13 protein-coding genes are annotated in these 14,619 nt (G+C 61.4%); 3 read left to right on the top strand and 10 right to left on the bottom strand.

Going from position 1 to position 14,619, the window contains the following annotated elements; translation table 11 throughout:
* Positions 1-61: 61 nt before the first annotated feature.
* The 9 genes from cysN to rfbC all read right to left on the bottom strand — a co-directional run bounded on the left by cysN (position 62) and on the right by rfbC (position 9,718).
* Positions 62-1,948 (bottom strand): sulfate adenylyltransferase subunit CysN, encoded by a 1,887-nt coding sequence (gene cysN / locus VGP39_RS06970; RefSeq protein ID WP_327567372.1) that lies wholly within the window; start codon positions 1,946-1,948, stop codon positions 62-64.
* The gene (gene cysD / locus VGP39_RS06965; protein ID WP_327567371.1) at positions 1,948-2,880 is read right to left on the bottom strand and encodes a sulfate adenylyltransferase subunit CysD; all 933 of its coding nucleotides are present in this window, start codon (positions 2,878-2,880) and stop codon (positions 1,948-1,950) included. Before cysD ends, cysN begins: the two co-directional genes overlap by 1 nt.
* Positions 2,880-3,734 (bottom strand): 3'(2'),5'-bisphosphate nucleotidase CysQ, encoded by an 855-nt coding sequence (gene cysQ, locus VGP39_RS06960; protein ID WP_327567370.1) that lies wholly within the window; start codon positions 3,732-3,734, stop codon positions 2,880-2,882. The genes cysD and cysQ overlap by 1 nt, the downstream gene beginning before the upstream one ends.
* Positions 3,735-3,864: 130 nt before the next feature.
* Positions 3,865-4,677: a sulfotransferase gene (locus VGP39_RS06955; RefSeq protein WP_327567369.1), complete on the bottom strand. Its 813-nt coding sequence runs from the start codon at positions 4,675-4,677 to the stop codon at positions 3,865-3,867.
* A gap of 32 nt (positions 4,678-4,709) precedes the next feature.
* Positions 4,710-6,146 (bottom strand): polysaccharide biosynthesis C-terminal domain-containing protein, encoded by a 1,437-nt coding sequence (locus VGP39_RS06950; RefSeq protein ID WP_327567368.1) that lies wholly within the window; start codon positions 6,144-6,146, stop codon positions 4,710-4,712.
* Positions 6,091-6,978 (bottom strand): glucose-1-phosphate thymidylyltransferase RfbA, encoded by an 888-nt coding sequence (gene rfbA, locus VGP39_RS06945; RefSeq protein WP_327567367.1) that lies wholly within the window; start codon positions 6,976-6,978, stop codon positions 6,091-6,093. The genes VGP39_RS06950 and rfbA overlap by 56 nt, the downstream gene beginning before the upstream one ends.
* 159 nt (positions 6,979-7,137) lie before the next feature.
* Complete coding sequence (gene rfbD / locus VGP39_RS06940; protein WP_327567366.1) at positions 7,138-8,037, bottom strand: dTDP-4-dehydrorhamnose reductase; 900 nt, start codon at positions 8,035-8,037, stop codon at positions 7,138-7,140.
* Entirely contained in the window at positions 8,034-9,125 is a 1,092-nt protein-coding gene (gene rfbB, locus VGP39_RS06935) for a dTDP-glucose 4,6-dehydratase (RefSeq protein ID WP_327567365.1), read from the bottom strand. The genes rfbD and rfbB overlap by 4 nt, the downstream gene beginning before the upstream one ends.
* Before the next feature lie 29 nt (positions 9,126-9,154).
* The gene (gene rfbC, locus VGP39_RS06930) at positions 9,155-9,718 is read right to left on the bottom strand and encodes a dTDP-4-dehydrorhamnose 3,5-epimerase (protein WP_327567364.1); all 564 of its coding nucleotides are present in this window, start codon (positions 9,716-9,718) and stop codon (positions 9,155-9,157) included.
* 173 nt (positions 9,719-9,891) lie between these two features.
* Between rfbC and VGP39_RS06925 the strand changes: the two genes are divergently transcribed.
* Positions 9,892-11,571, top strand: a complete 1,680-nt coding sequence (locus VGP39_RS06925; RefSeq protein ID WP_327567363.1) for a hypothetical protein — start codon at positions 9,892-9,894, stop codon at positions 11,569-11,571.
* Between the two features lie 89 nt (positions 11,572-11,660).
* Positions 11,661-12,614, top strand: a complete 954-nt coding sequence (locus VGP39_RS06920; RefSeq protein ID WP_327567362.1) for a hypothetical protein — start codon at positions 11,661-11,663, stop codon at positions 12,612-12,614.
* A gap of 9 nt (positions 12,615-12,623) precedes the next feature.
* Here the strand turns inward: VGP39_RS06920 and purU are convergent, their stop codons facing one another.
* Positions 12,624-13,487, bottom strand: a complete 864-nt coding sequence (purU, locus tag VGP39_RS06915) for a formyltetrahydrofolate deformylase (RefSeq protein WP_327567361.1) — start codon at positions 13,485-13,487, stop codon at positions 12,624-12,626.
* Between the two features lie 256 nt (positions 13,488-13,743).
* On the opposite strand from purU, the gene VGP39_RS06910 reads away from it, so the two are divergent.
* Positions 13,744-14,592 (top strand): uroporphyrinogen-III synthase, encoded by an 849-nt coding sequence (locus VGP39_RS06910; RefSeq protein WP_327567360.1) that lies wholly within the window; start codon positions 13,744-13,746, stop codon positions 14,590-14,592.
* The last annotated feature ends 27 nt before the right edge of the window (positions 14,593-14,619 follow it).

The raw sequence follows: 14,619 nt of genomic DNA, 5'->3' as shown, positions 1-14,619 counted from the left end.
CAAGAGGTAAATTTGCCAGAATTGCCAGAGCCTTATCATGATTTCGTCGCGGCGACAGGGGCTAGAACGGAGTTATGATTTCCCGCGCGATCAGGGCCTTGATGACGCGGTCGGCCATTTGGTCGGGTTTTTCCTCAAGCGTCCGCAAGTGGATTTCCGGGGTTTTTGGCGCCTCGTAGGGCGCATCGAAACCGGTGAAATTCTTGATCGTGCCCGCCTTGGCCTTGGCGTACAGGCCCTTGGTGTCGCGCCGCATGCATTCCTCGATCGGCGTGTCGACGAAGACCTCGATGAATTCACCCTCGCCAACCAGATTTCGCACGCCGATCCGCTCGGCACGGTAGGGCGAAATGAACGAGCACAGCACGATCAGACCGGCCTCGGTCATCAGCTTCGCCACCTCGCCGCAACGCCGGATATTTTCCACCCGGTCGGCTTCGGTGAACCCGAGGTCGCGGTTGAGACCATGCCGCACATTGTCGCCGTCGAGCATCATCGTATGGTGGCCCATGGTATGAAGCCGCTGCTCGACGATATTGGCGACAGTCGATTTGCCGGCGCCGGACACGCCGGTGAACCACACGATCGCCGCGCGCTGACGCTTCAGCACCGCCCGCTCGGCCTTGCCCACCAGCAGCGGCTGCCAATGCAGGTTGGTGCCGCGCCGCAGGCCGAAATCGATCATCCCGGCGCCGACCGTATGATTGGTGAAGCGGTCGATAATGATGAAGCTGCCGGTTCTGCGATTTTGCGCGTAGGGATCGAAGGCCACCGGCGTGCCGGTCGCCAGATTGCAGACCCCGATGTCGTTCAGCGCGAGCGTATGCGTCGCCAGATGCTCGCGCGTGTTGACGTCGATCTTGTACTTGATGCCGGTCACGGTGATCGCGGTGGTCTTGGTTCCAATCCGCGCCAGATAGGACCGGCCCGGCACCAGCGCATGGTCGCTCATCCAGATCACGTGGGCGGCGAACTGATCCGACACCTCGGGGCGCGAGGCCGGATCCACCAGGACATCGCCGCGCGCGACGTCGATATCATCAGCCAATGTCACGGTAATCGCGTCGCCCGGCTGCGCGGAAGCCTGCGCTCCCTCATAAGTCAGCAGTTCCTTGACGCGCGAGGTCTTGCCCGATGAAGCCACCATGACCGCATCGCCCGCGGCGATCGTGCCGGACACCACCGTTCCGGCGTAGCCGCGGAAATCGAGGTTCGGCCGGTTCACCCACTGCACCGGAAAGCGGAACGGCCTGTCGGCGCTCTCGCTTTCGACGCCGATCGATTCCAGGTAATCCAGCAACAGCGGGCCCCGATACCAGGGCATGTTGCCCGATCTGGTGATGTTGTCGCCAAATCTGGCCGAGATCGGGATCGCCACGACAGAGGCGAAACCCAGTTGCGAGGCGAAAGTCGCGTAGTCTGCGGCAATGCGCTCGAAGGTTTCCCTGGCGTAGCCGACCAGATCCATCTTGTTCACCGCCACCACGACATGACGGATGCCCAGCAGCGAACAGATCAGCGAGTGGCGGCGCGTCTGAATCAGCACGCCCTTGCGCGCGTCGACGAGAATGATGGCCAGTTCGGCGTTCGAGGCTCCGGTCGCCATGTTGCGGGTATATTGTTCGTGCCCGGGCGTGTCGGCGACGATGAAGGAACGCTTCGGTGTGGTGAAGAAGCGGTAGGCCACGTCGATGGTGATGCCCTGCTCGCGCTCGGCCTCCAGCCCGTCGACCAGCAGGGCAAAATCGATGGCATCCTCGACCGTGCCATGACGCTCCGAATCTTTCGCGAGCGCCACGAGCTGATCCTCTAAGATCAGTTTGGAATCATGCAGCAGCCGGCCGATCAAGGTGGATTTGCCGTCGTCGACCGATCCGCAGGTGATGAAGCGCAGCAGGTCCTTGGCCGCCATGCCTTCCACGGCCGCCTCGGTGTGAGCCAGAGCCATCAGAAATAACCCTCGCGTTTCTTTTTCTCCATCGACGACGCCTCGTCGCTATCGATCAGGCGGCCCTGCCGTTCCGACACCCGTGCCGTCCGCATCTCCGCGACAATGTCCTCCAGCGAGTTGGCGTCGGACTCAATGGCGCCGGTCAGGGGATAGCAGCCAAGGGTGCGAAACCTGACCAGCCGCAGCTGCGGCCGTTCACCGGGCTCAAGCGGCAAGCGCTCGTCATCGACCAGGATCCATGTGCCGCCGCGCATCACCACCGGACGCTGCCTCGCGAAGTAGAGCGGCACGACCGGTATGTTCTCCAGCATGATGTAGTGCCAGATATCCAGCTCGGTCCAGTTCGACAGCGGAAACACGCGGATGGTCTCGCCGGCATTGATTCGCGTGTTGAACAAGTTCCACAATTCCGGCCGCTGATTGCGGGGATCCCAGACGTGGCCCGGCGAGCGGAAAGAAAAGATTCGTTCCTTGGCCCGGCTTTTCTCCTCGTCACGCCGGGCGCCGCCAAAGGCGGCGTCGAAGCCATGAAGATCGAGCGCCTGTTTCAACGCTTCTGTTTTCATGACGTGGGTATGGAGCGATGAGCCGGAGGCAATCGGACTGACACCACGATCGACGCCGTCCTGATTGACGTAGACGATCAGATCGGCGCCTATTCTCCTTGCGGTCTGATCGCGGAAAGCGATCATTTCGCGGAATTTCCAGGTCGTATCGACATGCATCAGAGGAAACGGCAGGGGCGCCGGATAGAACGCCTTGATCGCCAGATGCAGCATGACGCTCGAATCTTTTCCGATCGAGTAGAGCATCACCGGGCTTCTGAACTCCGCGACAACTTCCCGCATGATCTCGATCGACTCGGCCTCCAGTCGCCTCAGATGCTTGGGCAGTATTTTGCGCAGGCCCTTTGATGCGCCGGATTCCATCAGTTCAGATTCCGCAACATGGCGCGCGCGCGATCTGAATCGCAGCAATGCCGCGTGCCCCAGGCGATGAAGGACTCATTGCGAAAACCGGCCTCGTATTTGCCGTATCGGAGCGGCAGGCCGTCGACGCGCACCACGCACCCGCCGGCGGCGGCCAGAACGGCGTGCCCGGCGGCGGTGTCCCATTCCATGGTCGGAGCAAGCCGCGGATAAACGTCGGCCTCGCCTTCTGCGATCATGCAAAATTTCAGCGACGATCCGGCCGAGCGCAGTTCGCCGATCGGCCGCATGTCGAGCCAGCCTTTGGTCGCGGGATCGAGGTGCGAGTGGCTGGCGACCGCGCGCAAACGGTCAGAGGGCGCGGCGTCGGTGGTCAACGCGCGCATCGCGTGCAGCCCGGGCACAGAATCCTCCGGCCGGACATCGGCGCGAAATGCCGATGCGCCGGCAAGGTACAGACGATTCAACGCCGGCGCATACACCGCGCCGGCGACAGGTTCGCCATGATCGATCAGCGCGATGTTGACCGTGAACTCGTCACGGCCGGAGGTAAACTCCCGCGTACCGTCGAGCGGGTCGACCAGGATGAAGCGGCCGGCGCCCGCGAAGACGTGCGTCTCGCACGCTTCCTCGGTGACAACCGGCACGCCGGAAAGCAGGCCGGCAAGCCGCGCGCATATGATGCGATCGGCATCGAGATCGGCCTGGGTGACCGGCGAGCCGTCAGGCTTGTGCTGCACGTCGGCCTGCGAGCCGCGAACGGCCATGATCGCCCGTCCCGCCTCTACTGCGATAGAGCCGAAGGCAATGGCGATGTCGTTGCGGGCCGTCTGATCCATGTATTTGGGAACCATATTCGCGCCCGGAAAGGGCTTTCGAAAAACGCCCATTCCATACGCAACTCGGCCTGCCACCGCAAGTCTCGCTCATTGGCTGACGCGCGCGCTTGCCTCCTTGATTGGAACACACCGGACAATGCCGGCGTCATATCGGATCGCTGTAGCCGCGCTCGCTGAGGTCGGCGCGATGGTCGACGGCAAATTGCCGGAGTTCGGGATCGGATGCGTAGGAATTCGCGCGATCGGCCTTGATGCCCGCGATGACCTCGCGGAGGCGTTTATCCGATACCTCCAGCCCGCAGAAATCGGCGCTTTCGCGCAAATATTTGAACGGGCTTTCGAGCACATCCTCATAACGCAACGCCAGCGAACGATCGCTCGGCAGTTGCGCGATCATCGCTCGCGCTTGCGCGGTGTATTCTTTCCACAGCGAGAATCCACCATCCAGAAAGGTGCAGCGCGGCGACTCGACAAACCCGCCGCCTTTGGGGCGCAAGAAAACCAGCGGGCGGTATCGGTTGAACTTTTCCGCGGCCTCATCGAGGTTTCTCGCCTCCCTGACGCGCAGGCTCTGCGCGACATCGACGCCGTGTCGCTCGATGGAAACGACCTTGGCTTGCGGATAGATGCGCAGCCACAACGGCAGGGTGAAGGTATTGCGCGGATCCTTCCAGCCCCACGGCGAATCGAGCGATCGCATTCCGCCGGCCAGATACTTGCGCACCCCGAGAAACTGGATGCTGCGCGGACTATCGAGCAGCGTGCGAACGTAGCTTTCAACCCACGGCAGGCCGTTTTCGTGCTTCCAAAGATGGCGAATTGCTGCAGGCTCGTCCCAGCGCGCACCGCATTGTCCGAGCAGCCAGGTATTTATCTCCTGGAAGAACAGTGCTTCATTGTTTTCGTCTTTCCGCGTTCCGGCGAACAGGCCGATTTCTTCCAGAAGCCGTCCCAGCATGCTGGTTCCAGAGCGATGCATTCCCATGAAAATTATCGGCTGGCGCACGGGGGTGTCCTCAAGGCGGCATAATCGAGAATATTGATGTGCAGTTTTTTCCTGACCATTATCCAGGAAACGACGTTCATGAAGGCAAGCGAGAGCGCCGTGCTGGCAGCCGCTCCAACGGCGCCATAGGAAGGAACCAGAATGAGATTGCCCAGCAAATTGAGGGCCGCCGAGGCTGCTACATTATTGCGCATCAACTTTTCATGGCCGGTCATCAACAGCAGAGTACCGACCGGGCCCGTCGCCAGATTGACAAACTGGCCGAGCGCCAAAATCCGCAGCGCCCAGGCGCCTTCCTTGAACTGCGGTCCGAACAGCTGCAATATCAAATCAGGAACCAGCACAAGCACGAGAAGCGCCGGTGCCGCCACAACCGACGTCCAGAACGCGCTCTGTTGCGCGAGCCGCCGTAAGGCGGCGACGTTGGCCTCGGCATGCAACGCGGCGAACTGCGGGGCGACCACGACATTTATCGCGCCAAGCACGAAAGCGGTGAGAAGCGCGATCCGCATGGAAATACCGTAGATGCCGACTTCCTTGGCATCGGCCCATATCCCCAGGACCAGAATATCGGTCCATCCCATGACCAGGTTCATGCTGGTGACCAGCAGCACGGGCATGCTGGTCCGCAGCAAACGGCGCGTATCGAAGGCGCCGGGCTCGCGCCAGATTCCGGGCAGGCGCCAGCTCCAGACCGCGACGGCGTGGACCATCGCAACAACTGCGACGACGACATAGGTCACGAAAATGCTGTGCAGGGTCGCCGCCTCCAGCAACCAGAGAGCGATGCTGCCCGCGAGCAACAGCAGCGGCGGCACCACGGCGTGCGCGAACGTGCCGATACTGCTGGCGCCAATTCCCTTGAGAAACTCCGCCTGAATGATCAGCAGGGCAAACGGGGCCAAAGCAAAAACCAGCAAAGGCAATTCCGCTCGAAGTTCCGCCGCCCTGTCTCCGCCCAGCGGCAGATGCGAAACGATCAGCCAGACCGGCAGCGCAAGCACAATCCCCGCCGCAAGGGCGAGCCCCATGCTTCTTCGATACAACGCGGCGAGCGTGCCCCGGTCGCCCCGGCTATAGGCAATGGACGCAAAACGCAGACCCGCATTCTCAAGCCCGAGGCGCGAAATCGTCGCGCCGATATCGACAACGGTAATGGCCAGAAAATAAAGGCCGACGCCGGCGACGCCTATCAGTCTGGCCAGCAAGATGCTGAACAGAAAAGAGAGTCCAACCCCCATGATCTGCACGGCAAAGGCCGTCGCAATTCGAAACGCGCGGCCTTCGAAGAAACTGCCAAAACTTCTCATCGTCATCATTGTTGCTTCGGTCCCGTGATGGGGACAACCAAACGCAATCGAACGCCTATATCTGCGACCCGGCAGCCTTCTCTTCGGCGATCGCGAGGAGATAGCGGCCATATTCCGACTTTCCAAGCTCGCGTCCGAGCCGCTCCAGGTCGTCGCGGCTGATGAACCCCATCCGGTAGGCGATTTCCTCGGGGCAGCTGACCCGGAATCCCTGCCGCTTTTCAAGCGTCCGCATGAACTCGGAGGCGTCAAGCATCGAATCCGGCGTTCCGGTGTCGAGCCAGGCAAAACCGCGCCCAAGGCGTTCGACGCGCAGTTCTCCGATGCGCAGATACGCAGAGACCGCGTCGGTGATCTCGAGCTCGCCGCGCGCCGATGGTTTCAAGGATGCGGCGATCTCGACAATGCGCTGATCGAAGAAATACAGTCCCGTCACAGCCCATTTGGATTTTGGCGCCTTCGGTTTCTCGACGATCGAGAGCGGGCGGGCTTGCGCATCCAGTTCGACGACGCCGTAGCGCTCCGGGTCCGAGACCTGATAGGCGAACACAGTGGCGCCCGCCGGCCGGGCGCACGCGGCCGCCAACGCTTCCGGCATTCCGTGGCCGAAGAAGATGTTGTCGCCGAGGATCAGCGCGGAATTGCCGCCGCGTACAAAATCAGCGCCTATGATATAGGCTTGCGCCAGCCCTTCCGGACGCGGCTGTTCGCGGTAGCTGATCTTGATGCCGAGCCGGTCGCCGTTGCCGAGCAGTTGCTTGAAGTTCGGCAAATCCTCCGGCGTGGAGATCAGCAGTATGTCCCGAATGCCCGCCAGCATCAGCGTGCTGAGCGGATAGTAAACCATCGGCTTGTCGTAAACCGGCAGCAATTGCTTCGACACCGCGCGCGTCATCGGATAGAGGCGCGTGCCGCTGCCGCCTGCCAGAATGATTCCCTTCATACGACAACTCCGGCCGCAAGATTTCTATGATCAGGATGACCCATGCATGAGCGGCTCTTCAACGCCGCGCAACTTCTCATGACGCGGTTCGCTCCATGGGCTTTCGCATCGCATACACCGGCAATGTTGGCAATTGCGCCGGCGGGATCGAAGGCGGCATTAAGGTGATCGACCCTGCGCCGGTTGAGCCAGACGGGCGACGCAGTCCTGCACCCCCGCCCGCCAATCTGGTAGCTCGAGACCGAGCGCCAAGCGCAACTTGTCGCAATTCAGGCGGGAGTTGGCCGGTCGGCGCGTCGGAGTTGGGTAGGCCGACGTTGCAATCGCAGTGACGTCGGGCACCGGCAGCCCGTATTCTGCCGCGCACCGGAAAACCTCGCGGGCAAAGCCAAACCAGGTGGTCTCGCCTGCTCCTGCGGCGTGATAGATGCCCCAGCGCACGCCGGCGGGATCGGCCGCGATGCGGGCAGTGGCGGCTATCACGATCCTGGCCAGATCTGGGGCATAGGTTGGCGAACCCGACTGGTCATCGACAACGCTGATGCCCGGCTGCGTAGCCGCCAGCCGCAGCATGGTTTTCACGAAATTGGCGCCCCAGCGGCTGTGCAGCCACGCGGTACGCAAGATCAGATGCTGCTCGCATGCCTTGGCGACACGCCGCTCGCCCTCGAGCTTGGTATGTCCGTAGACATTGGTGGGGCCGGTGGGGTCGTCTTCGACGTAAGCGCCGGTCTTGGTTCCGTCGAATACATAGTCCGTCGAAATGTGGATGATCGGAATCGAATGCGCCGCGCACGCTCTCGCAACATGTTCCGCGCCCAGCGCGTTGATGGCGCGAGCAAGGGCCGGCTCGGTTTCCGCGTTGTCGACCGCGGTATAGGCGGCAGTATTGACGACAATATTCGGGCGTTCCCGCGCGACCACCGCAGCCACCGATTTCGGTTCGGCAAGATCGAGTTCCGGGCGGCCGATCGCTATCAGCTGAACGCCGGCGCCGTCGGCCGCTTGCCGGAGGCCGCGTGCCAACTGGCCCTCACGGCCGGTGACGAGCAGCTTCACTTAGCATCCCGTTTGACGGCGGCGAGCGGCCGTTCCCGTTTGCCGTCGAGGCCGAGCCGCTCTCCGGCATAGACGCCACGCCGTACCGATTCCCACCACGCCCTGTTGTCGAGATACCAGCGCACCGTCTTTTCGATGCCGGTGTCGAATGTTTCCTTCGCGCTCCATCCGAGCTCCGTTTCCAGCCGGCTCGCATCAATTGCATAGCGCTGGTCATGTCCCGGCCGATCGGTGACGAAGCAAACGTGACGCCGATGGCTGAAGCCCGCGGGATTGAACCGATCCATGAGTTCGCAAATGCGCTCGACGACACCGAGATTGGTCTGCTCGTTGCGTCCCCCGACGTTGTATTTCTCGCCAACCTGCCCGCGGCGCAAGATCAGAAACAGGGCCCGGACGTGATCATCGACGTAGAGCCAGTCGCGCACATTCGAGCCGTTGCCATAGACCGGCAGCGGCTTGCCATCCAACGCGTTCAGGATCATCAGCGGAATGAGTTTTTCGGGAAACTGATACGGCCCGTAATTGTTGGAGCAGTTTGAAATGATGGTCGGCAGCCCGTAGGTCCGGTGCCAGGCCAAGATCAGGTGATCGGACGCGGCCTTGCTCGCCGAATACGGCGAGCTTGGATCGTAGGCCGTTTCTTCCGTGAACATGCCTTCGGCCCCGAGCGAGCCGTATACTTCGTCGGTCGAGACGTGAAGAAATCGAAACGTGTCGCGCCGTTTAGCGGACAAATTCTCAAAATACCGGCGCGCCGCTTCGAGCAACACGTAAGTGCCGGTGATGTTGGTCTCGATGAACGCTGCCGAGCCGGTGATCGAGCGGTCGACATGGGTTTCGGCGGCCAGATGGATGACGCCGTCGGGCTGAAAGTCGGCAAACGCCGCCGCCATCCGGACCGGATCGCAGATATCGGCTTTCAGCAGCGCGTAGTTGGAATCATGCGAGACCGGCGCGACCGAGGCGAGATTCGAGGCATAGGTGAGCTTGTCGACATTGAGAACCTGAACGCGCTCTTCACCGACCAGATACCGGACGATTGCCGATCCAATAAAACCGGCGCCGCCGGTCACCAACACGCGCATGACGATCCCCTTGTCGACATTCGCACCGGTCACGTCCCGAAAACGAACGCAGGAGCCAATTCCTTCAAAGCCGGTTGCCTGCGGTCCTTGTCTGAAAGCCTAGCCTTGTCGGGATCGATCGGCCATCTGATGCCAAGGGCGGCGTCGTCCCATTTGAGGCCCCGATCACAATCCGGGGCGTAGTAATCGGTCACCTTGTAGATCACCTCGGTATCGGGCTCAAGCGTACAATATCCATGAGCAAACCCGGCCGGAATCCATATCTGCCTCCAGTTTTCGGCGCTTACGATCGCGTTCACATGTTGCCCGAACGTCGGCGAGCCGACCCGGATATCGACCGCGACGTCGAAGATAGAGCCTCGCGTCACGCGCACGAGCTTGCCCTGCGCGCGCGGGGGCGCCTGAAAATGCAGACCGCGCAGCGTGCCAACCTCTGCAGAGAGCGAATGGTTGTCCTGAACGAATTCGGTTGCGATGCCTGCAGTGCCGAAGTCCCGGCGGCTATAGGTTTCGGAGAAGAAGCCTCGGGCATCGCGGTGAATTTGCGGAATGACGAGTTTGACGTCGGCAATGTTCAGGGGCCGTATCTCCACAATGGAGTCCTCGCGCGTCGATCATGCAAATCGCGTTGCCGGGTTAGCCCGGCAATTTGGCATCGGGCATCGGCGTTAGCAAGCCGGAGCCGAGTTAGCTCGCTTGCGACAAAGAGAGCGGAAGGTAAACGGCGTCAACCATTTTACGGCGCGGCCGCCATGTGGCATCAAGCATGCCGGAACCCGCGGAACCGGATCATGACGTGCCGTTTTACAGATCTAAAAGCCTCGAAAATCTCGAGCGGCTGGAACGGCTCGACAGGCGCGGGAACGACGTATTGCTGAACCCAGCCGACACCCAAACGCCGGCGGCTTTGCCCGCCGCCTTCCCCGCATCGCGAATGCTGCTCGCGCTGCTGGTTTCCGGCGCGCTCGTGATCGGCTCCTTTGTTTGGCAGGGCCATTACGGTTTCAATCTCGGCGACGAAGGGTACCTCTGGTACGGCGTACAGCGCGTACAGGCGGGCGAATTGCCGATCCTCGATTTCATGTCATACGACCCGGGCCGCTACTATTGGTCGGCCGCCCTGATGGGGTTGCTGCGCGACGACGGAATCATGGCGCTGCGGACAGCGGTAGCCGTGTTCCAGTTGCTCGGCCTTTTCGTCGCGTTACTGCTGCTCTCGCAAGGCAAATCAAGGCCCGACGCCACGCTGCTGGTATTGGCGGCGATCACGCTCCTTGCGTGGATGTTTCCCCGGCACAAGCTGTTCGACATATCGCTGTCGATCCTGTTGATCGGGATTCTGACGCTTCTCGTTCAGCGCCCGTCGCAGCGGCGGTTTTTCCTTGCGGGTGCGGGCGTGGGGCTGGCCGCGATTTTCGGCCGAAATCATGGAGTATATGGGGTCGCCGGCATTCTGGGCGTCACCGTCTATCTTGCGTGCCGGCAGCGAAGTGTCGCAGATCTGATATCGGGTCTCGCATATTGCGGGGGCGGCATGGCCGCCGGCTATCTCCCGATGCTTGTTCTGGTCGCCGTTCCGGGATTCGCGGGGGCTTTCTGGGAAAGCATTCGCTCCCTGTTCGAGTGGGGCGCAACCAATCTTGCGGTGCCGGTGCCGTGGCCGTGGCTGGTGCCGGTCACAGAATTGCCGCTGGCGACCGCGGTCGCAGATGTTCTAACCGGGGTGCTCTTTATTGCCATACTAGGTTTCGGCGTTTGCAGCCTGTTGTGGATCGTCCGGCAGGCGCTGCGGCAAAGGCCGGTAGCGCCGGAATTCGTGGCCTGTTCGGTGTTGGCGCTTCCCTACGCGCATTTTGCTTTCTCACGCGCAGACGTCAGCCATCTCGCGCAGGCAATCTTTCCTTTTCTAATCGGCGCTTTCGTCCTTGTGAAAGCCTGGCCGCGCAAGGCGCGATTGATCGCCGCTCTGGTGATGGCAAGCGCAAGCCTGGTCATCATGCTTCCGCTGCATCCCGGGTGGGAGTGCCGCATCAATCGATGCGCGACGGCCGACGTCTCGGGAAGCGTCCTGACCTTCGATCTGGATACGGCAAATTCTCTGACGATATTGAACCGTGCAGTCGAGCTATATGCTCCGAACGGCCGCAGTTTCCTCGCCGCGCCGATGTGGCCGGGCGCCTACCCCGTGTTCAAACGCAAGTCGCCGACGTGGGAGACCTATGCCTTGTTCCCGCGCAACAGCGAATTCGAGCGGCAGGAAATCGAGCGCATAAAACTCGCCAAGCCCGGTTTTGTGGTGATCGTGAACATCCCCCTGGATGGACGCGACGAGCGGCGCTTCCGCAACACCCATCCTTTGATCGAGCGGTTCGTTCGCGATAACTTCGATCCGGTGATCATGGGCGATTGGCCGCCGCAAGTATATCAATTTTATAAGAGCCGGTGACTTGCAATTATCGGAAAGATCGCGATACAGCTTTAAATACTTGCGCCGGTATTGCTTTTGAGGAGCAGCCTCGTCAGGAAACAGAAATTGTGACAGCAGAATCAGCAGCAACTCGGTCCGGTGACTCGGCAGAGCGCAAAAGCGTCGAGCCCGGAACCGGTTTGCATCAGACGGGAACTGGCGGAAAATATCCGGTAACCGGCACTTCCGGCTTCGGGGAGCTTGTTGGCGTAATTCTGGACAACCTCAAGCTCCTGGTGGTCGGTCCTGTCATTGCCGCCCTTGTCGCATTCGCGGCCGCAAGCGTGCTGCCCAAGTGGTACACCAGCGTGGCCTATCTGGCGGTAGATGAGACCGGCGCACGGGTGGCCGATGCGCGCATGCGCTCGGTGCCGGTACTCGACAAGGTGCTCGCCGAATTCCATGCGCCGGGGGACACGCTCGAAGCACGCCGCCGATATCTTGACCGTAACCTGCGGATGGTGGTGGCGGCGGGCGAGACACAAAAGACATCCGGCTTGTTCCGACTGGAATATTCCGACCGCGATCCCCGTCTTGCGAAAAAGGTCACTTCGCTTTTCATAGACGCCTGGCTGGCGTCGACCCAGCCCCGGCCGGACAGGCGCGCGGAACTCGAGGCCGAGATCGAGCGCACCGATCTGCAGACGACGTCGGTTACGCAATTGATAGATCGGCTGCAGAAGGATTCGTCCTCCCTGATTTCGCAGAGCCCTCAAGGCGAACTTGCGACGACTATTCTAGGGCTGACCGCAAAGCGCGATCAAAATCTGGCGAACCTCATCACCTTGAGAGGCTTGTTGAAAGGGGTCTCTCGCGACGTGCTTTTCGGCCTTCCCGATTTACCGGAGGAGCCAAGCTGGCCGAACTGGAAAATCGTCGTCCCCGTGACGTACTTCGTGACGGTCCTGCTCCTGCTCATGTTCGTGATCTTGCGGCATTTTTCGGCCGGGCGCGTACTCGTACCGTCATCCTCTCCCAAGGGGTTTTTTAGGCCGTCAGCGCGCAAGCGAACCGGCGAATAAGCCGCACCGTCAATCCATGAACACCACGGTCTTGCGGCCGTTGGGGATCACCCGGTCCTCGAGATGATGGCGCATCGCGCGCGCCAGCACGCGGCGTTCGATGTCGCGCCCTTTCCGGATCAGATCGTCAGGCGTATCGCGATGGCTGATGCGCTCGACATCCTGATCGATGATCGGGCCTTCGTCGAGTGCGCTGGTGACGTAATGTGCGGTAGCGCCGATCAGCTTGACGCCGCGCTCGTGCGCCTGATGGTACGGCCGCGCGCCCTTGAAGCCCGGCAGGAACGAGTGATGGATGTTGATGCAACGCCCCGACAGTTTTTCGGACATCTCATCCGAGAGAATCTGCATATAGCGCGCCAGCACCACAAGATCGGTCTTGGTCTGCTCGACCAGATCCAAGACCGCGGTCTCCTGCTCGCGCTTGGTCTGCTTGGTCACGGGCAAGTAGTAAAACGGAATGTCACCGAAATCGAGATTGCTATAGGTCTCGCGCGGATGATTGGAGACGATCGCGGTGGCAATCATCTCCAATTCGCCGGTGCGCCAGCGGTAGAGAATATCGGCAAGACAGTGATCGGATTTGGAGACCAGCAGCATCACGCGCTGACGTGTGGAGCGATCCCGCATTCGCCAGTCCATCTTGAAGCGGTCCGCAATGGCGCCGAAACCGGTTTGCAGCGCCGACAGACCGACCGCCAGATCGGCGGCATTGAAGACGACCCGCATAAAGAACTGACCGGTCTCGACGTCGTTAAACTGCTGCGCGTCGAGGATGTTCTGGCCGTTGCGGGCAAGGAAGGTCGAAACCGCAGATACGATGCCGGGGCGATCGGGACAGGACAGGGTCAACACGAATTGATGAGGGGACATGAGGCGGCTTGTTGTACTTTCTGGGGCGAATGGAGCGCGATTTTTCCGCCCTGCTCTATCACCGGCGAGGCCCTTGCGCCAATCCTGTCTGGAGCGTCAGAATGAACAAACAACAGGCGATCCGCATTAGCCGTCGTTGCGAGCGAGGCGAAGCAATCCATAGCCGGAGAGGCTGGATTGCTTCGTCGTGGAGTTTATATCGGGCCGGCCAAAGGCCGGACCCGTTGGCTCCTCGCAATGACGAGAGAGCAAGATCATGGCTGACCGACTGAACGGCTACCGCATCCTGATTCTCGAAACCCGCGAGGAAGCGCAGTTTTCGCGCCTGCTTGTTGAGCAAGGCGCCGAGGTGCTGCAGTGCCCGATGTTCGCGATCCACGACGCGCCCGATCCCGCGCCGGTCGAGGCGTGGCTCACGCGCTTCATAGACAAGCGTTGCGATGATCTGGTGTTGATGACCGGCGAAGGCCTGCGTCGCCTGCTGAAGGTGGCGCGCCGGATGGGTGCCGAGCAGGCATTCATCGCCGCGGCCGGCAGGGCGCGCAAATTTGCCCGCGGCCCAAAGCCCGGGCGGGCGCTGCGCGAAATCGGGCTGGAGCCGCAGGTCACCACCGAGAAGCCGACCTCCGAAGGCGTCGCCGAAATGCTGTCGCGCGTCGACCTGAAGGGGCACCGCGTCGGATTGCAGCTCTATCCCGACAGGAATCACAGCGTATTGATCGGCGCGATCGTGGCGCAAGGCGCCGAAGTCGACACTGTGCTGCCTTATGTCTACGATGCACAGGCCGCCGACGCCAATATCATCACCGCGATCGATGAGATGGCGCAAGGGCGCATCGACGCGATCGCGCTGACGAGTTCGGGGCAAGTCCGCCGCCTCGTCGAGGTCGCCCGCGCGCATGGCTGTGAAGCCCGCCTGCGCGAGGGGCTGGCGCGCACGCCGATCGCCTCGGTCGGACCTGTCGTGTCGGATGAACTGAAATCCCATGGCCTGCGCGCGGACATCATGCCCGCCCACGACGCCTTCTTCATGAAGCCATTGATAGCGGCGATGTCGGCCAGCTTGAGCAAGGCCGCGCCGCGCGCTACGGTGAGTTCGTCGTGACTTGTTTCGAGCGCGATTGCGGGTGAA

It is taken from the genome of Bradyrhizobium sp., assembly GCF_036009065.1.
Classification (GTDB): domain Bacteria; phylum Pseudomonadota; class Alphaproteobacteria; order Rhizobiales; family Xanthobacteraceae; genus Bradyrhizobium.
This window is presented reverse-complemented; position numbering and strand designations above follow the sequence as displayed.